The 16,734-nt window shown below is 67.5% G+C and carries 23 protein-coding genes; 7 read left to right on the plus strand and 16 right to left on the minus strand.

The window, feature by feature from the left end; genetic code table 11:
* Positions 1–4 precede the first annotated feature (4 nt).
* Complete coding sequence (locus tag WCE05_RS07985) at positions 5–604, plus strand: class I SAM-dependent methyltransferase (protein WP_368815712.1); 600 nt, start codon at positions 5–7, stop codon at positions 602–604.
* Positions 601–1,263, plus strand: a complete 663-nt coding sequence (locus WCE05_RS07990; protein WP_225787861.1) for a glycosyltransferase family 2 protein — start codon at positions 601–603, stop codon at positions 1,261–1,263. The genes WCE05_RS07985 and WCE05_RS07990 overlap by 4 nt, the downstream gene beginning before the upstream one ends.
* A 74-nt stretch (positions 1,264–1,337) precedes the next feature.
* Here WCE05_RS07990 and WCE05_RS07995 read toward each other — a convergent pair whose 3' ends face one another.
* From WCE05_RS07995 to WCE05_RS08005, 3 genes are all read right to left on the minus strand, one after another.
* Positions 1,338–2,171 carry a Ku protein gene (locus WCE05_RS07995; protein ID WP_368815713.1) on the minus strand — a complete coding sequence of 278 codons (834 nt, stop codon included), beginning with the start codon at positions 2,169–2,171 and terminating at the stop codon, positions 1,338–1,340.
* Between the two features lie 10 nt (positions 2,172–2,181).
* Positions 2,182–2,319, minus strand: coding sequence for a PSPA7_2676 family Cys-rich small protein (locus WCE05_RS08000; protein ID WP_225787863.1), 138 nt, complete (start codon positions 2,317–2,319; stop codon positions 2,182–2,184).
* 82 nt (positions 2,320–2,401) lie between these two features.
* Positions 2,402–3,307 carry an SDR family oxidoreductase gene (locus WCE05_RS08005; protein WP_253101412.1) on the minus strand — a complete coding sequence of 302 codons (906 nt, stop codon included), beginning with the start codon at positions 3,305–3,307 and terminating at the stop codon, positions 2,402–2,404.
* A 190-nt stretch (positions 3,308–3,497) separates the two neighbouring features.
* Between WCE05_RS08005 and WCE05_RS08010 the strand changes: the two genes are divergently transcribed.
* From WCE05_RS08010 to WCE05_RS08020, 3 genes are read left to right on the plus strand one after another with little or no spacing between them, the layout of a single operon-like run.
* Positions 3,498–4,001, plus strand: a complete 504-nt coding sequence (locus WCE05_RS08010; protein ID WP_225787865.1) for a CinA family protein — start codon at positions 3,498–3,500, stop codon at positions 3,999–4,001.
* Positions 4,002–4,013: 12 nt separating this feature from the next.
* A complete protein-coding gene (locus tag WCE05_RS08015; protein WP_368815714.1) occupies positions 4,014–4,520 on the plus strand; it encodes a hypothetical protein in 507 nt (168 codons plus the stop codon).
* 8 nt (positions 4,521–4,528) lie between these two features.
* Complete coding sequence (locus tag WCE05_RS08020) at positions 4,529–4,972, plus strand: DUF421 domain-containing protein (RefSeq protein WP_253080146.1); 444 nt, start codon at positions 4,529–4,531, stop codon at positions 4,970–4,972.
* A gap of 48 nt (positions 4,973–5,020) precedes the next feature.
* On the opposite strand, the gene WCE05_RS08025 is transcribed toward WCE05_RS08020, so the two are convergent.
* The 9 genes from WCE05_RS08025 to WCE05_RS08065 form a co-directional block, all read right to left on the minus strand.
* Positions 5,021–5,254, minus strand: a complete 234-nt coding sequence (locus WCE05_RS08025; RefSeq protein ID WP_225787868.1) for a PLD nuclease N-terminal domain-containing protein — start codon at positions 5,252–5,254, stop codon at positions 5,021–5,023.
* A 29-nt stretch (positions 5,255–5,283) separates the two neighbouring features.
* Positions 5,284–6,435, minus strand: coding sequence for a carboxylate-amine ligase (locus WCE05_RS08030; RefSeq protein WP_368815715.1), 1,152 nt, complete (start codon positions 6,433–6,435; stop codon positions 5,284–5,286).
* Positions 6,436–6,442: 7 nt separating this feature from the next.
* Positions 6,443–7,396, minus strand: a complete 954-nt coding sequence (locus tag WCE05_RS08035) for a class I SAM-dependent methyltransferase (RefSeq protein ID WP_253090810.1) — start codon at positions 7,394–7,396, stop codon at positions 6,443–6,445.
* Positions 7,396–8,733, minus strand: coding sequence for an iron-containing redox enzyme family protein (locus tag WCE05_RS08040; RefSeq protein ID WP_368815716.1), 1,338 nt, complete (start codon positions 8,731–8,733; stop codon positions 7,396–7,398). Before WCE05_RS08040 ends, WCE05_RS08035 begins: the two co-directional genes overlap by 1 nt.
* Positions 8,734–8,753: 20 nt before the next feature.
* The gene (locus WCE05_RS08045) at positions 8,754–8,948 is read right to left on the minus strand and encodes a hypothetical protein (RefSeq protein ID WP_225787872.1); all 195 of its coding nucleotides are present in this window, start codon (positions 8,946–8,948) and stop codon (positions 8,754–8,756) included.
* Positions 8,949–9,011: 63 nt separating this feature from the next.
* The gene (locus WCE05_RS08050; protein WP_225787873.1) at positions 9,012–9,176 is read right to left on the minus strand and encodes a general stress protein; all 165 of its coding nucleotides are present in this window, start codon (positions 9,174–9,176) and stop codon (positions 9,012–9,014) included.
* 159 nt (positions 9,177–9,335) lie between these two features.
* On the minus strand, positions 9,336–10,631 hold the full coding sequence (locus WCE05_RS08055; protein ID WP_253090812.1) for an NTP/NDP exchange transporter: 1,296 nt from the start codon (positions 10,629–10,631) through the stop codon (positions 9,336–9,338).
* 4 nt (positions 10,632–10,635) lie between these two features.
* Positions 10,636–11,544 carry an aldo/keto reductase gene (locus tag WCE05_RS08060; protein WP_368815717.1) on the minus strand — a complete coding sequence of 303 codons (909 nt, stop codon included), beginning with the start codon at positions 11,542–11,544 and terminating at the stop codon, positions 10,636–10,638.
* Positions 11,545–11,668: 124 nt separating this feature from the next.
* Positions 11,669–12,544 (minus strand): Dyp-type peroxidase, encoded by an 876-nt coding sequence (locus tag WCE05_RS08065; protein ID WP_225787876.1) that lies wholly within the window; start codon positions 12,542–12,544, stop codon positions 11,669–11,671.
* A gap of 136 nt (positions 12,545–12,680) precedes the next feature.
* On the opposite strand from WCE05_RS08065, the gene WCE05_RS08070 reads away from it, so the two are divergent.
* The gene (locus WCE05_RS08070; RefSeq protein ID WP_225787877.1) at positions 12,681–13,577 is read left to right on the plus strand and encodes a bile acid:sodium symporter family protein; all 897 of its coding nucleotides are present in this window, start codon (positions 12,681–12,683) and stop codon (positions 13,575–13,577) included.
* 70 nt (positions 13,578–13,647) lie between these two features.
* On the opposite strand, the gene WCE05_RS08075 is transcribed toward WCE05_RS08070, so the two are convergent.
* Positions 13,648–14,127 carry a sterol desaturase family protein gene (locus tag WCE05_RS08075; RefSeq protein ID WP_368815718.1) on the minus strand — a complete coding sequence of 160 codons (480 nt, stop codon included), beginning with the start codon at positions 14,125–14,127 and terminating at the stop codon, positions 13,648–13,650.
* A 132-nt stretch (positions 14,128–14,259) separates the two neighbouring features.
* Positions 14,260–14,667 (minus strand): RNA polymerase-binding protein DksA, encoded by a 408-nt coding sequence (dksA, locus tag WCE05_RS08080; protein ID WP_253090816.1) that lies wholly within the window; start codon positions 14,665–14,667, stop codon positions 14,260–14,262.
* 159 nt (positions 14,668–14,826) lie between these two features.
* Here dksA and WCE05_RS08085 point away from each other — a divergent pair, with 159 nt between their 5' ends.
* Complete coding sequence (locus WCE05_RS08085) at positions 14,827–15,330, plus strand: GNAT family N-acetyltransferase (RefSeq protein ID WP_253090817.1); 504 nt, start codon at positions 14,827–14,829, stop codon at positions 15,328–15,330.
* A 56-nt stretch (positions 15,331–15,386) separates the two neighbouring features.
* Here WCE05_RS08085 and xth read toward each other — a convergent pair whose 3' ends face one another.
* Complete coding sequence (xth, locus tag WCE05_RS08090; protein ID WP_253090818.1) at positions 15,387–16,181, minus strand: exodeoxyribonuclease III; 795 nt, start codon at positions 16,179–16,181, stop codon at positions 15,387–15,389.
* Positions 16,178–16,420 (minus strand): hypothetical protein, encoded by a 243-nt coding sequence (locus WCE05_RS08095; protein WP_225787883.1) that lies wholly within the window; start codon positions 16,418–16,420, stop codon positions 16,178–16,180. Before WCE05_RS08095 ends, xth begins: the two co-directional genes overlap by 4 nt.
* Positions 16,421–16,734 lie beyond the last annotated feature (314 nt).

Here is a 16,734-nt window from a genome sequence, read left to right on the forward strand (position 1 = left end):
TGCCATGACCCTCGATGCACAGTATTTCGCTGAGCTGTACGCCACCAACGACGATCCCTGGGCCTTCCGCACCCGCTGGTACGAGCGGCGCAAGCGCGCGCTGGCGATGGCCTGCCTGCCGCGCCAGTGCTACCCGCGCATCTTCGAGCCAGCCTGCGCCAACGGCGAACTGAGCGTTCAACTGGCCGAGCGCTGCGCCAGCCTGCTCTGCCAGGACATCGACAGCACCGCCGTGAGCCTCGCCCGCGAGCGCCTGGCCGGCGTGGCACATGCCAGCGTCGAGCAGGGCCGGCTGCCGGCGGACTGGCCCGCCGGGCGCTTCGACCTGATCGTCCTCAGCGAGATCGGCTATTACCTGGCCCCGGCCGAGTGGCTGCACGTGATCGAGCGGGCCGTGGCCAGCCTGAGCGACGACGGCGGCCTGCTGGCCTGCCACTGGCGCCATCCGATCGCCGGCTGCCCCCAGGACGGTGACCAGGTGCATGCGCTGATGGCCCACCACCTGCCACTGTATCCGCTGTTGCGCCACGAGGAAGCGGACTTCGTGCTGGCGTACTGGTCGTGCCGGCCCAACGTGCTCGACCTGGACGAGACCTGCCCATGATCGCGGTGATCATTCCCGCCCACAACGAAGCCCGCTGGCTCGGCCGATGCCTTGCGGCGGTCAAGGCCGCTGCGGTCCAGGCCCGGTGCGCCGGGCACTGCGTCGAGGTGCTGGTGGTGCTGGACCGCTGCAGCGACGCCAGCGCCGCCATTGCCCGTCGCCATGGCGTGCAGACCCTGGCGGTGGAAGCCGGCAACGTCGGCATCGCCCGCCGCGTCGGGGCGGCGCTGATGCTCGAACGCGGGGCTCGCTGGCTGGCCTTCACCGACGCCGACAGCCGGGTGCCACTGCACTGGCTGCTGTCGCAGGTGCAGTTCGCCGCCGATGCAGTGTGCGGCACGGTGCACGTCGAACGCTGGCAGCCATGGCAGAAGGCGGCCCTGCGCGAGTTGTACCGCAGCCGTTACGAGGCGCGCGAGGGGCACCGCCATGTGCATGGCGCCAACCTTGGCGTGTGTGCCCGCGCCTATGAGCGGGTGGGAGGTTTCCTGCCGTTGCCGACCCATGAGGATGTCCACCTGGTGCGGGCGCTGGAAGCCAGTGGTGCGCAGATCGTCTGGACGGCGCGGCACAGCGTGGCGACCAGTAGTCGCCGGGGCAGTCGGGCGCGGGATGGGTTCGGGGACTACTTGGCGGGGCTGGAGACTTCGCTGTCGTAGCGGCTTGCCGGCGATGGGCTGCGCAGCAGCCCCATGACTCCCAAGCCTCCCCGACCGGCCAGCCTACATTGCCATCACGACGCCTTGCGCGAGCGCTTGGCCGTCTTCTTCGGCGCGCCGCCCTTGCCCCCCAGGCTGCGCTTGAGCAACTCGGTGAGGTCGATGATGTCGGCTCCCTTCTCCGCCGCGCCTTCGCCCTTCTCCACCACGCTGATCTTGCCCTTGCTGGCCTTCTCCTGCACCAGGTCGAGAATGGTCTGGCGGAAGGCGTCGTGGTACTCCCCGGGTGTCCACGGCCCGCTCATGTCCTCCACCAGGCGACGGGCCATGTCCAGTTCGCGCTTGTCGACCTTGGCCTCGGTCACGCTCTTGTCCAGCTCCAGCGTTTCCAGGCCGCGCACCTCCTCGGGCCAGCGCAGGGTGATCAGCACCAGCGTCTCCTCCAGCGGGCGCAGCAGTGCCAGGTGCTGGCGGGTGTGCAGCACCACCGTGGCCAGAGCCACCTTGCCGGTGCTCTGCAGGGTTTCTCGCAACAGGGCGTAGACCTTGCCGCCCCGGCGATCGGGGCTCAGGTAATACGGGGTGTCGAAATGCTGCAGAGGGATCTCGCTCGCCTCGACGAAGGAAAAGATGTCGATGGTCTGGGTCGCTTCCGGGCGCGCCTCGCGGATCTCCTGCTCGCTGATGATCACGTAGCGGCCTTTCTCGTATGCCACGCCCTTGACGATATCGTCCTTGTCGATTTCCTTGCCGGTGATCTTGTTCACCCGCTTGTAGCCCACCGGCTCCATGCTGCGCTTGTCGAGCCAGTCGAAATCCACCCGTTCGCTGCGTACCGCGGTGTTGAGGGAGACGGGGATATGCACGAGGCCGAAGCTGATCGCGCCCTTCCAGATTGCCCGGGCCATGGCAGTGCTCCTAAGGTTCGAACGGCGCGCCGTGCCGGCAGTAGCGCAAGGTGCCGCAACGCTCGCAGCACTGGCATTGCAGCCCGGCGACTTCACAGGTCAGCGTGGCGCGCCACTGGCAACCACGCAACAGGCAGACAAGGCTCATCGACCACCTCCTGGGGCCCGGAAAACGCAGGCCCCTCCCTTGCAGTGACTACGCAGCATCCCGAAGGTTTACCCGCCCTGCTCTACGGCAGCGGGTTGCCACCGGTGACACCGAAGACCTCGCCGGTGATGTAGCTCGACTCCTGGGACGCCAGCAGCACGTACAGCGGCGCGCATTCAGCCGGCTGGCCGGGGCGCTTCATCGGGCTCTGTGCGCCGAACGAAGGGATCTTCTCCGGCGGCTGGCCGCCACTGGGCTGCAGCACGGTCCAGATCGGCCCCGGGGCCACGGCATTGACCCGGATGCCGCGCTCGACCACCTGCTTGGCCAGAGCCTTGGTGAAGGCGACGATGGCGGCCTTGGTGGTGGCGTAGTCGAGCAGGGTCGCCGAGGGCTGGTAGGACTGGATCGACGCGGTGTTGATGATGGTCGCCCCGGCCGGCATCAGCGGCACGGCGGCCTGGCACAGCCAGAACATCGCATAAATGTTGGTCTTCATCGTGTGGTCGAACTGTTCGTGGCTGATCTGGCCGATGTCCTTGCGTGCCACCTGCTTGCCGGCGACGTTGACCAGGATGTCCAGGCCGCCCAGCTGCTCGTGGCCCTGGTCCACCAGTTGCGCACAGAACGCTTCGTCCTTTAGATCGCCAGGGATGGCGATGGCCCGGCGCCCTTCGGCCTCGATCAGCTTGATCACCTCGCGGGCGTCGGGCTGCTCCATGGGCATGTAGTTGAGCACGATGTCGGCGCCCTCGCGGGCGAAGGCGATGGCCACGGCGCGGCCGATGCCCGAGTCGGCGCCGGTGATCAGCGCCTTGCGCCCGGCCAGGCGGCCGAAACCTTTGTAGGTGTCTTCACCGTGGTCGGGCTTGGGTTGCATGTTCACGTCCAGCCCCGGTTCCGCCTGGCCCTGGGCGGGAAACGGCGGATGCGGGTACTGGGTCAGGGGGTTCTGCATGCTGAACTGGTCGCGGGGTCTGTTGGGCATGGGGGCCTCCTGCTGGCGCTGTCTGATGGGCCCGTCGCTAGGCTGAACGACGTCACCTTTTTTTCGAGGCAGGCACGCGGCGAAGGTTTGTTTCGCGGGGCGGCGTTGCCGACGGGTGGTTGCCACAGGCGCGCTGAACCAATTGCCGCGTCCAGGCGTCCACCACAAAAGTTCGAGCGAGGCGCAATCGATGCAAGAAGATCCTGTCCAGGTCGTGCTGGACTACCTGAAGCGACACGACCTGGTGTTGACCACCGCCGAGTCCTGTACCGCCGGGCGCATGGTCGCTTTGCTGGCCGAGAAGCCTGGCACCGGCGAGGTGCTGGAAAGCGGCTACGTGGTCTATTCGCCCAAGGCCAAGCAGCGCCTGCTCGGCGTCAGCCCCCTGACCATCGAGCGCTATGGCCTGACCAGCGAGGCCGTGGCCTGGGAAATGGCCCTCGGCGCCCTCAAGGACAGCACCGCCACTGTCGCCATCGCCACCACCGGCGTGGCCGGGCCCGACGGTGCCGCTGGCATCGCGCCGGGCACCCTGTGCTTCGCCTGGGCTTTCGCCGGCGAGCCGCTGGCGGTGTTCACCCGCAGCCAGCGCTTCTTCGGCGATCGCCCCGAGGTGCTGCGCCAGGGCGCGCTGTACGGCCTGACGCGGCTGGAGCACTACCACCAACGCTGGCTGCGCGGCGAGCGGGCCTGACAGGAGCGCGACATGACGGATGACGAACAGGCCTCGCGTCGGTATCCCGTGCACGAAGACATGCACCTGCAGCGCCGCGTGTGGCGTTTCGAGCGGGCCGGCTGGTATACCCTGCTGGTACTGGTCGTGGCGGCACTGGCCGGGCTGTTCGGCAATGGCCCGCTCAGCCAGGGCGAGGTGGAGAGCGCGGACCGCCGGGTGCGGGTGGAATACCAGCGCTTCAGCCGCAGCGGTGCGGTCGACAGCCTGCGCATCCGCATCCAAGGCACGGCCGGGGAGCCGCTGCAGGTGCTGCTCGGCGGTTCGCTGTTCCGTGAAGCGAGCATCGAGACGCTGCAGCCCGAGCCGCTGGCATCGCTGTCCCAGGGCCGGGCCCTGTTGCTGCGAGTGGGGACCGGCGCGGATGGCGTGGCCACCCTGTACCTGACCCTGCGCGCCGACACCGTCGGCACGCTTGATGGCCTGGTCAGGGCCGGGCCGACCAGCGCCGTGCGCTTTTCCACCTTCGTCTACCCCTAGGAGCTGCCATGGACTCGATCCTTCGCGCCGCCGGCATGTATGTCGCCCTGATGCTGCTGTTTCGCATCGCCGGCCGGCGCTCGCTGGCCGACCTGACCACCTTCGACTTCGTGCTGCTGTTGATCATTGGCGAGGCGACCCAGCAGGCCTTGCTGGGCGAAGACTTTTCCTTCACCAACGCGATGCTGGTGATCGCCACGCTGATCGTGCTGGATGTCGGGCTGTCGCTGGCCAAGCTGCGCTCTGTGCGCCTGGCCCGGCTGCTCGACGGCCATGCCACGCTGGTGGTGGAACACGGGCGCTTCCTGCACGGGCGCATGCGCCGGGCACGGCTGACCGAGGACGATATCCTCGAGTCGGCGCGTGACAGCCAGGGGGTCGAGACGGTGGAGCAGATCAGGTATGCGATCGTCGAGCGCAACGGCAAGATTTCGATCGTCAAGGAGCAGTGAGGGGGCCGCTTCGCGTCCCGAGCTCAGAAAGCCCTCTGGATTTACACCTCACCCTTTGCTGTGTTCCGGCGAGGTCGGCCCGGTGCCAGGCTTGATCCCGCGAGGACCGAAGATGCCCCAGATGATCAGCCCCAGCACCGGCAAGGCGACCAGTACCAGGGCCCAGAGAATTTTGGTCGCATCGGACTTCTCGCTGCGAAACACGCTGACGATGGCCCACAGGTCCACCAGCAGGATGATCACCGCGACCGCTATCCAGAAATAGATCGTCAACTCACCCATGGCGCTTACCTCCTCGGGTTCGAAAGTGTTCAGGCCTGCCCCTGCGCGCTGGCCGGGGGCAGGCCGTTTTCCTGGCCCTGCGCCAGCACCTGGTCGACCACCGCCCGCACGGCCTGGCGGTGGTCGAGGCCGGCACCCTGGGCCTGCGCCAGGCAGTCGAGTTGCTGGTCGGCACTGGTGCCTTCGCGCAGGATGCGCTGGGCCTGGATGAAGGCGCGTTCGGCATCGGCGGAGTCGACCGGGACCTGCGCCTGCAACTGCGCCAGCCACCCCTCGGCGCTCACCGGCTGTTCGTCGTGGACACCGATGAACTGGCCGTGGCGGCCGTGGCGCTTGGCTCGCCAGTAGTTTTCCTCGGTGATCCAGCGGACCTCCCGCGACAGCGGCGCCGGAGCGTAATGGGGTTGCGCGCAGCTTTCCACCAGGTGGCGGAACAGGCCGGCGATGCACAGGGCATCCTCCAGGCGCGGGCAGGCGTCGCAAATGCGCAGCTCCACCGTGGGGAAGCGTCGCGACGGCCGGATCGCCCACCAGAAGTCGCCATCCCTGGCCAGTGAGCCGGTACGCTCCAGCAACGCCCGGTAGCGCTGGTAGGCGGCCCAGTCGGCCAAGGGCTCCGGCAGCCCGATGTGCGGCCACTCGCCACTGATCACCCGGCGATAACTCATGTAGCCGGTGACCTGGCCACCCCACAGCGGCGACGACGTGCTCAGCACCAGCAGCAGCGGCAGCCAGTACAGCAGCCGGTTGATCAGCTGCATGCGGTCGCAGCCCGGCGGCACGCCCACGTGCACGTGCAACCCGGACAGCAGGCTGCGCCGCGCCACGTGCTGGTAGTCATCGAAGACCTGGCGGTAGTGCGGGGTGGTCCGGGCTCGCTGGCGCAACCACTGCGCGCAGGGGTGGCTGGCGGCGCAGTACAGGCCCACGCCCTCCGCGGCCAGGGCATCGCCCAGGCGCTGGCGGCTGTCGCAAAAGAACTGGCGTGCCTCGTGCAGGTTGCCGAACACCGGCGAGGCGACTTCGATCTGGCTGCGGAACATTTCCTCGGCGAAGTATTCGCCCATCACCTCGCGACAGCGTCGGGCCACGGCCAGGGACGGCGTGGCCAGCACGCGGCCGTTGGCCAGCTCCACGAGGAGGTACTCTTCCTCGATACCGAACATGCAAGGCCGGTACATGGCCGCATCATCCGCTGCGGGTGACGCTGAACGCCACGGCAGCGATGCGCTCGACCTGCTGGTAGCCCGGCTCGAGCAGTTGCTCGCCGAACACGTCCGGGTCCACTTCCCGGTACACCCAGCTCCACTGTGGCCCGGCCAGGCGCAGGCGGATGGCGTCGAGCAAGGCGTCGCGCCCCTCGACGATGGCCACGCCGGTATAGAGCAGCAAGGTGCCGCCCGGGGCCAGGCGCTGGCAGGCCTGTTCGACGATGCGCAGCGACAGCTGCGCGCCCAGCGCCCCTCCGCCGTGGCGATAGACCCGTTGGCCGGCATCGAGCATGTAGGGCGGGTTGGCCACGATCAGGTCGAAGGTACCGCTGACGCCGTCGAGCAAGTCGCTCGGTTCCACCGAAACATTGCCCACCCCTGCCAGGGCGGCATTGATGGCGGTGTAGCGCAGGGCCAGAGGGTTGATGTCCAGCGCGCTGACCTGCGCATGCGGTGCGGCACGGGCGATGATCAACGCACCGATGCCAGTACCGCAGCCGATGTCGACGGCGTGCTGGACACGGGAGGGGCTGCGCTGCAGGTGGTCGTGGATGACCTGGGCGAAACGGTAGCTGTCGGGGCCGAAGAACACCGCGTCGCTGGCCTCGGTGGGAAAGGCCGAGTGCACCAGCAACAGGTCGTCCAGGTTCGACCAGCGCACCTTGGCGCGCAACCGTTCGCCCGCCTCCTCCAGGACCTGGGCGGTACGCAGTTGCTCGAGCTCGTCGAGCGACAGCAAGGAGGGCGGGAACGGCCGGCTCCAGCCGAACACGTCACGCAGGGTACGGGCGCGCTCGGCGCCTTCGCGGGCGTTGTTGCGCGCGTGGGTCGCCGGGGTCACGCAGGTGAAGCGGTAGCCGTCGGCGCGCAGGCGCCGGCCCAGCTGCAGCAGGGCCTGGTCGGCCTGGGTCTGTTCCTGGTTCAGCAGCATCAGTGAGGTTCCTCCTGGGCAAGGCCGGTCGCATGGGCGTAGGCGCGGGTGGCGCGCAGGCCTTCGGGCAAGGCGTGCCGGTTGCCGGCCATGCGCTGGATCAGAGCCTCGAGGGGCAGCGCCCTGGCGTGGGCGTCGTCCCGCTCGCCTGGGGCCATCTCGGCCTGCCAACTGCCCGGCGCCACCCGGGATACCCTGGCGCCTGGCCAGTCGCCGGCGATCCAGTCGTGCCAGAGTTGCTTCTCGTAGGCGCTGAACACCCCGAACATGGCGGCGTTGGGGCCTTCGATCAGGCTCCACAGGCGGCTGCGCGCCGGGTCCTGGCCACGGCATACCCAACCTTGGCGCTGCAAGGCCTGGAGAAACCCGGGCATGGCCTCGGCCGTGGACAGCCACTGGTTGATCGTGCGGCCCTGCAGGCGGCAGTGGTCGGCGTGCATGAGCCGGCCGAAGGCGCGCTTGCGCTCCAGAGCCGCGAGCAGTTCGCCCTCGAGGTCGAAACTGGCGATCAGGCTGGGTGTGTCGATACCCAGGGCGTTGAGCCGATAACCGCGCCGGACTCGTTGGTAGAACGCCTCGCCACCCGCTTGCGGCCATAGCTGGCGTAACGTCTGGAGCGACTTGCGGGCATGACCGCTGGCGGCATTGTCGATGGTCACGTGCAGTTGGAAGTAGTGGCCGTCGATGCCCAGCTCGGCCAACTCCTGGGTAGTGATCAGCAGGTGCAGCGGTGGCTGCTCATAACCAAAATTGTAGCCGATCACTTCGGCGAGAAAGCGGTCGCCGTGCTGCCCCAAGGCCAGTTGCAAGGCCCCTTGCAGGTAGCGTCCGTCGTCCAGGGGCAGTGGCTCGAGGCAGCCCAGCCGGCTGAGCAGGCGCTGGTAGATCAGCACATGGTTGCAACGCGGGTCGCCGTCACCGAGTTCCTCGAGGAAAGTGCGGATCAGGCCGTGGTAACGCGGGTCGCGCCAGTGCCGCAGGGTGCCATGCAGCCAGGCGCCATCGACCGCCTTGGTGGGGGCCACCTGCTGCAGGAACCACAGGGCCTGGGCGCGGTTGGCGAAGTAGCGGCGCGACGCGCCCTGGCGTCGCGCTGCCAGGTAGGCGGCATAGTCCTGGGCGACACGCTCGGCGTGTTCGCCGACCCAGGCCTCCAGTTGCCAGGGTGAGGTCGGCAGGTCATCGCGCAGGCCGTCAACGCGGGCCAGTTGCCCGGCGAGCCACTGTTCAGCGTCTCTGCATTGCCCGGCCAACAGCGCTTGGTAGCGTCGCGCCAGGCTGTCGTCGGCGGACGGGGCCAGCGCCGTGCTGGCGGCCTCTTGAGTCATGAGCCTCATGCCTGGGTCCCCTCGCCCGCTCAGTTATCCTGGTCCCGCGGCGGCATCGGCTGCGGTTCGGGCGTCGGCTGAGTGGCCGGCGCGTCGGGCTGCTGCATCTGCAGCGATGGCTTGCTCGGGTCGGCGTCCTTGGCCGGATGGTCGTTGTCACGGTCGAAACAGCCGCCGAGCAGCGTCAGGCTGCCCAGCAGGCAGATCAGTGGAGCCATGCGCATGGGATGTCCTCCTGCGCTGGAACGTGAGCGCAGTGCCAGGAGGCCCGGCACTGCGGGATGCCGCTACGAGCGACCGCCCTTGCGGCCCGACTCGCTCGACCGGCCAGCGCCGGAATGCTGGCCGCCCTTGCGACCGGCTTCGGAGGCTTTCTGGCGGTCATTGGCGAAGTTGCCCGGGTTCTTCGATCCACCCTGGCTGCCGGTCCTGCTGTTCTCTTTGTTGGCCATGGTTGCTACCTCGTGTGGCTTGGGATGCACGGCCGTGTGCCGTACATAGCTTGGGAGTACGGCGGCAAGGCGGGATTCGCTCGATTCCGCTATCCGCCGGACCGGTGGCGTTAAATAAGCGGCCGGCGCTTATTGGTGCGCCAGACTTACAAAGACTGCCTAGCCTTGCCGTGGATCGCCTCCAGCCTCCTCCAGCACCCGTTGCCGTCGGCCCAGCCAGCCGCCGGTCACTCCCCAGCCCAAGGCGATCAGCGCGCCGATCAGCATGGCCAGTTGCGGATGCTCGCCGATCACGTCCAGCCCGCGCTTGACCCAGCCGCTCAAGGCATCGCCACCTCGGTAGACCACCGTGTCGATGAAGTTCTTGGCCTTGTACTTGTCCTCGGCCGGCAGCACGGTGAACAGCATTTCCCGCCCGGGCCGGACCAGTGCGTATTCGCCGGCCCGGCGCACCACCATCACCACCACGAACACCGCGAACACCGGTGCCAGGGCCAGCCACAGGAAACCGACGGCCATCACCAGCGGCACCACCACCAGCAGCACGCCTACGCCCAGGCGCCGGGCCAGGCGGCCGGTGACGAACACCTGGGTGAGGATCGCCAGGGCCTGAACCACCGTGTCGATCAGGCCGAACACCTGGGTCTGGCGGGTGCGGTCGGTGAAGGTCTCGCTGACGATGCGCGCCTGCTCGAAGTACAGGAAGGTGCTGACGCTGGCCAGCAGCACCACGAACAGGGCGATGCCCAGCAGGTAGGGCGAGCGCAGCACCGCCGTGGCACCGGCGAAGGGGTTGCCGCCCAGCGGCCGCGACGGCGGGTGCTCGGCCAGGGCCGGCAACGGATGGCGGTCGCGCCAGTGCTGCAGGTAGCCGGCCGCCGCGATGCTGCCGAGCAGGAACAATCCGGCCAGCAGCAACAGCCCGGCATGGCCCAGCGGTGCCACCAGCAGCGTGCCGAGCAACGGGCCGCTCAGGCCACCGAGGCTGGCACCGGCGGCCAGCAGGCCGAACAGGCGCTTGCCCTGGGCGCTGGTGAACAAGTCGGCGAGCACGCTCCAGGCCAGGGAAATGGCCAGCAGGTTGAACACCGACAGCCAGATGTAGAACGCCCGTGCGTTCCACAGGTCGTCGGGATCGCGGGCGAACAGCAGGGCGAACAGCCACAGGTTGCTGACGAAGAAGCCGTAGGTCCAGGGCAGGATGCGCCGGCGCCTGACCCGCGAGGCCAGCCAGCCGAACAGCGGCAGGCATGCCAGGGTGACCACGAAGGTGCCGGTGAACAACCATTGCAGGTTCTCCACCCCACCGGCCACGCCCATGGTCTCGCGCACCGGGCGCAACATGAAATAGCCGGTGAACAGCAGGTAGAACAAGGCCAGCCCGGCGACCACCGCCGGGCCTTCGCCAGGCTGGATGTTCAGCCCCTGGTCCAGGCGCCGCCGCCAGCCGTCCATGGCGTCAGGCGAACAGCTTAACCAGCGCCTGCTGCTGGGCCTCGCTGAGCAGCGGCCCCGTGCCGGCCTTGAGCTGGTCGAGCTGGCGCTCCGGGCGGCTGGTGGCCGGGATCACCGTGGTCACCGCCGGGTGGCTGATGGCGAACTTGAGGAACAACTGCGCCCAACTGTCGATCCCGACCTGCGCGGCCCATCCCGGCAATGCCTGGTCCTTGACCCTGGCGAACAGGCGGCCATCGTCGAAGGCACGGTTGATCAGCACCGCCACGCCCTTGTCCTGGCACAGCGGCAGCAGTTCGCGGGCAGCCTCGGGGGCGTTGACCGAATAGTTGATCTGGATGAAATCCAGGGGCTCGCTGCGCACGATGCGCGCCACCTCGTCCTGGCCGCTGGCCAGGTAATGGGTGATGCCGACGTAGCGGGTCTTGCCCTGGGCCTTGAGTTCGCGCGCATAAGGCAACTGGGTACGCCAGTCGCGCAGGTTGTGGATCTGCAGCAGGTCGACCTTGTCGGTACGCAGGCTCCTGAGGCTGCCGGCCCATTGTTCCTCGGCGGCGGCGCGGCTGTCGGCGGCGATCTTGGTGGCCAGGAAGCACTGGCGGTGCCAGCCGCCCTCCTCCAGCAATTGGCCGAGGATGGCGTCGGCGCCGCCATAGTTGGGCGAGGTGTCGATCACCTTGCCGCCCCCCGCGAAGAACAACCTCAGCACTTCCTTGAGCTGCTGGTACTGGGCTGAGCCCGAGCGGACCTCGAAACTGCCGGAGGTGCCGGCGCCGATCACCGGCAGGGCTTCGCCGGTGGACGGCACCTTGCGGGCCAGCAGGCCGCTGGCGGGCTCGGCGCGCAACCAGGGTGTGGTCGCCAGCAACCCCACCGCCGCGCCGGCACGTAGGACATCGCGACGCCTGAACATAGAAAAGCCCCCGTCATGAGTCGGAAACTTTACAAGGCTAGCTGCTGGCCCTGGTGCTGTCCGGGGATTCTGTATCCGGATGTTTAGGCTTGGGGCCGCTTAGCGGCCCCAAAATGCCAGAGACCTACAGCAGCAAGCTCAGGTCCAGCCCCTGCTCCGTCATGGGCGGGCACCAGTAGTAACCACCGGTCAGTGGCCGGCTGAAGCGGTACAGGCCATCGACCACACCGTCCTCCAGGCCACTCATGCGCCGCAACTGCACTTCGAAGGCATCGAAGGCATGCCCCAGGGCGACGAACGCCAGGCCAGCGCCGCGCTCGTCGGCCCAGGCCAGCGAGCGGCGAACGATGAACGCCTCCGGCTCGAAGCTTTCCTGGGCGGTACGCTTGACGTGGGCCGACGCGGGCGCGTCCTCCAGCTCTTCGTTGTCGTCGAGGCGGCGGCCGATGATGTTGTCCTGTTCGTCCTGGGGCAGCGACTTGAAGTAGCCCAGGTCGTGCTTCCACAGCTGGAAGGCGGCGAAACTGGAGCCGGCCAGGCCCACCTGCTCGCCAGCGACGATCGCCGCCTCGACGGCGGCCTCGTCCACCGGGTTCTCGGTGCCATCCTCGTAGCCACTGAGGTCGTGGCCACCGCGGTGCAGGAAGCCCTCGACGCTGTCCACCAGGCTCAGCGCCGGGGCCAACAGCGCCTCCAGCGCCTGGGCGCGCAGAAACAGCTCGCCGCGCTGTTCACCGCGCAGCCACAGCCACAGGCCATGCTGGGTGCTGGGGTTCTCCACCGCCGCGTCCAACTGCGGGAAGGCACGCAGGCCCGGAACCTGGCGCCCCAGTGCCTTGGCCAGCGGCGCGCCGACGCCCAGGATCAGTGCCTGGCCATCGACCTGCGGCAGCAGCGCATCCAGCACGGCGGGCAGCGCCTCGGCCGCATGGACGGTGAAGAACAGGTGACGGGCATGGGCCGGCACCGGGGTGGCAAGCAGACCTTGCTGGAACGGCATGACAGGCTAATCCTCGGCAAAAGCGCGCATGCTAGAGCCGCAAGCCGCAAGGTTCAAGCTCCAGGTACCGCGCAGATCTGCTTACGTTTGCAGCTTGCAGCTAAACTGCTCTCAATTTGCCAAAGGGATGCCCACGATGACCGCCTCGCCCCTGCTCACCGCTGTCCTACCCCTCGCCCTGGGCATCATCATGCTCGGCCTTGGGTTGTCACTGACCCTGGCCGACTTCGCCCGAGTGGTGAAGTACCCTAAGCCTGTGATCGTCGGCCTGGCCTGCCAGCTCGTGCTGCTGCCGTTCGTGTGCTTCCTGATCGTCAATGGCTTCGGCCTGGAGTCGGCGCTGGCGGTGGGGCTGATGCTGCTGGCCGCGTCGCCCGGCGGCACCACGGCCAACCTGTTCAGCCACCTGGCCCATGGTGACGTGGCATTGAACATCACGCTGACGGCGGTCAACTCGTTGATCGCCATCCTCACCATGCCGTTGCTGGTGAACCTGTCGCTGATGTGGTTCATGGCATCCGACCAGGCCATCCCCCTGCAATTCGCCAAGGTCATGCAGGTGTTCGCCATCGTGTTGCTGCCGGTGGCCCTGGGCATGCTGATCCGGCATTGGGCACCGGCTTTCGCCGCGCGCCTGGAGAAGCCGATGAAGCTGGTGGCGGCGTTGTTCCTGGCCTTCACCGTCATCCTGGCGCTGGTCAAGGACTGGCAGACCGTGGTCGAGTACGCGCCGGTGGTCGGCGTGGCGGCGCTGCTGTTCAACCTGCTCAGCCTCAGCGTCGGGTACTGGGTACCGCGCCTGTTGAACATTCCCAAGCGCCAGGCCATCGCCATCGGCATGGAGATCGGCATCCACAATGGCACGCTGGCCATCGCCCTGGCGTTGAGCCCGACCCTGTTGAACAATCCGACCATGGCGGTGCCGGCGGCGATCTACAGCCTGATCATGTTCTTCACCGCGGCGGCGTTCGGCTGGTGGGTGAGCCGTGGGCAGAAGGTGGCGCCTGTGAGCGGGCGCGAGCCGGTGAACTGAGGCGGTATCGCTATTTTGGGGCTGCGAAGCGGCCCCAGCATTTGCCGACCCCGACGGCGTGACAAGCGATTTACCCAACCCTTCGAGCCGCCCGCCGCCGTGCCTTGAGCTGGCGCTTGAGCACCCGCAGGGGCGGTGCATAGAAAAATCCGAACGAAACGCCGCCCTTGCGCCCCGGCATGGCATGGTGCAACCGGTGCGCCTGGTACAAGCGCTTGAGGTAGCGATTGACCGGCCTGGGCGCGTTCGGCCAGTGCCGGTGGAACACGCCATCATGGGCCAGCACGTACGCCACACCGTACCCCGCCACACCGGCGCCGACCCACTGCAGCGGCGCATGCCCGGCCTTGCCCAGCGCCACCAGCCCGGTCGCGACCAGGGCCAGGGCGAGCAGATAGACGTCGTTGGTCTCCAGCATCCCCAGGTGCGGCTCATGGTGCGAGCGATGCAGCCACCAGCCCCAGCCATGCATGATGTACTTGTGGGCCAGCGTACCGACGCCCTCCATGGCCACCAGGGTGCCGAGCAGGATGGCGATATTGAACAGCATGTGACGATCCGGGTTGGCAACGAAGGGTGCAAGATTAACATTGCCTACGCTGCCCACGGCGGGTTTTTCCCAGGGCGCGGGGGCTAGCTGCAAGAAAAGCGCGTAGGTGCACGTCCCTCTTGTAGCTTGCCGCTAGTCCCCGTCCCGCAGGTGGCGCTCCTTCATTTCCTGGCGTTCCTTGGCCTCGATGCACAGGGTCGCGGTGGGGCGCAGCAGCAGGCGGCGCAGGCCGATCGGTTCGCCAGTCTCCTCGCACCAGCCATAGTCGCCGCGCGCCAGGCGCTCCAGGGCCTGGTCGATCTTGTCCAGCAGCTTCTTCTCCCGCTCCAGGGAGCGTAGCTGCCAGTGACGCTCTTCTTCGGCACTGCCGATGTCGGCCGGGTCGCTGTGTACTTCCTGTTCGCGCAGGGTGCGGAATTGTTGTTCGATGCGTGCTTGCAGCTCGGCGCGCTGAGCCAGCAGCAGGTTGCGGAAGAACTGCCGTTGCGGCTCGTTCATGTAGGCATCAGGGCTCTGGCGGAGGAGTTCGTCTTCGGTCATGGTCATTACTCGACAAGGAAGGGGCAGGAGGCAGATAGCGTCAAAATGTTACGTTATAACAAGATCATTGCAAGTCCAGGGGCCCCGATAAAAACCCAATGCCTTGCCTTGGCACAGCGCGGCTTCCAGACTTGCCGGTTTCCCGCCAAGGACAGCCCAATGCACGTACGCCCTACCCTGCCCCGTGATATCCCGTCGCTCCCTGCCATCGAGCGCTCGGCCGCCCAGGCATTCGCCCGCCTCCCGGCACTCGCCTGGCTGGCCACCGACGAAGTGCTTGACGAAGCCGCGCACCAGGCCTTCATGGAGGCCGAAGGCAGTTGGGTGGCGGTCGACGCACAAGAGCGGCCACTGGGGTTTCTATGCGCCCGCCCGGCCGGCGATGCGTTGCACATCCATGAGCTATCGGTACGCCTGCAAGCCCAGGGGCAAGGCGTCGGAGGCAGCCTGCTGGCACAGGTCATCAGTGCGGCACGGCATCGAGGTATCCCGTTGCTGACATTGACCACTTTCGTCGAGGTGCCGTGGAATGCCCCGTTCTATGCACGCCGCGGATTCGAAGTGATTGCGGCGGATCAGCTGGGTGAGCGCCTGCGCGAGCTGCTGGCCGAAGAGCGGCGCCATGGGCTGGAGGGCCGTTGCGCCATGCGCCTGGTTATTTGAACCCATGGAACATTGAGTTGAACATGCGGTTGACGGAGCGCCCTGTCGGAACGTGATCAACGTCGCATGTCGCTACCCAGTTCGATCCACACCGGCGCATGGTCGCTGGCCTTGGGCTCGTTGCGTACCCAGGCATCCACGCCAGCGGCCTCGAGCCGGGGTGCCAGGTCGGGGCTGAGCAGCAGGTGGTCGATGCGCAGGCCGGCGTTGCGTGGCCAGTGGTTGCGAAAGTAGTCCCAGAACGTATAGACCCGGGCGTCCGGGTGAAGCTGGCGGATGGCATCGCTCCAGCCCTGCGCCAGCAGGCGCTGGTAGCATTCGCGGGACTCGGGCTGGAGCAAGGCGTCCTTGCGCCAGGAGCGTGGGTTGTAGATGTCCTGGTCGGTGGGCACCACATTGAAGTCGCCGGCCAGCACCGTCGGGTGCCCGCTGTGGCGCAGCGTCGCGGCATGCTCGATCAGCCGCTCGAACCAGCGCAGCTTGTACTCGAACTTCGGCCCCGGTTGGGGATTGCCGTTGGGCAGGTACAGGCAAGCCACCAGCACGCCGTGGGCGGCCGCCTCCAGGTAGCGGCTCTGGGTGTCCTCCTGCATGCCCGGCAGCCCACGGCGCACCTCCAGCGGCTGGCTGTCGCGGGCAAGGATGGCGACGCCGTTCCAAGAGGGCTGGCCATGGTGCAGGCAACCATAGCCCGCCGCCTCCAGGGCCTCGCGGGGGAAGTCCTTGTCAGCGGCCTTGAGCTCCTGCAGGCAGGCGATGTCGGGCTGTTCGCGCGCCAGCCAGGCGAGCAGCCCGGGCAGGCGGCTGCGGATGCCGTTGAGGTTGAAGGTGGCGATCTTCAATGTCTTCATGCGTCTGGGTCGTCCACATGGGCCTGTACCGCCTCCGTGAGGGCCCGCGCGTGGGCCTGGTCGGCCAGGGCCTTGAGCGCCAGCCAATCGTCCCAGTCGATGGCGCCATCGTCGCGCAGGGCCTCGGCGGTACGGATCAATTCATGATGATAGGCGTCCGGCGACTCGCGCCGGTAGCTTTCATCGTCGTACTGGGCGTACCAGGCTTCCAGCTCGGGGATGCTGCGTTCGATGCTCATGGGCCTGCTCCTCGCTGCGACCTTTGAATGTCTGAGCCCGGGGTGCCGGCAACGTTCAAGCGCGAGCGCCGCCTGGGCAGCGCCGCGTGGAAAAAATTAAACCTTTGCCCCGAAGCTGCGCTCAACCGTTCGCGACACCGACGTCGCGGCAACCGATAGCGCGAGGCCAGAAATGAGTAACGATGCATTGCGAGCGATCCTGGCCCAGGTCCAGGGCGCCAGCGAGCAGATGCGCCGGCAGTTGGAGCAGTTGCAAGGCATGCTGGATACCCGCACGGCGGCATTGGCAGCCTGCCAGGCGCGTATTGACGCAT

Origin of the sequence: Pseudomonas sp. I2 (assembly GCF_040984075.1) — a bacterium.
Lineage (GTDB): Bacteria > Pseudomonadota > Gammaproteobacteria > Pseudomonadales > Pseudomonadaceae > Aquipseudomonas > Aquipseudomonas guariconensis_B.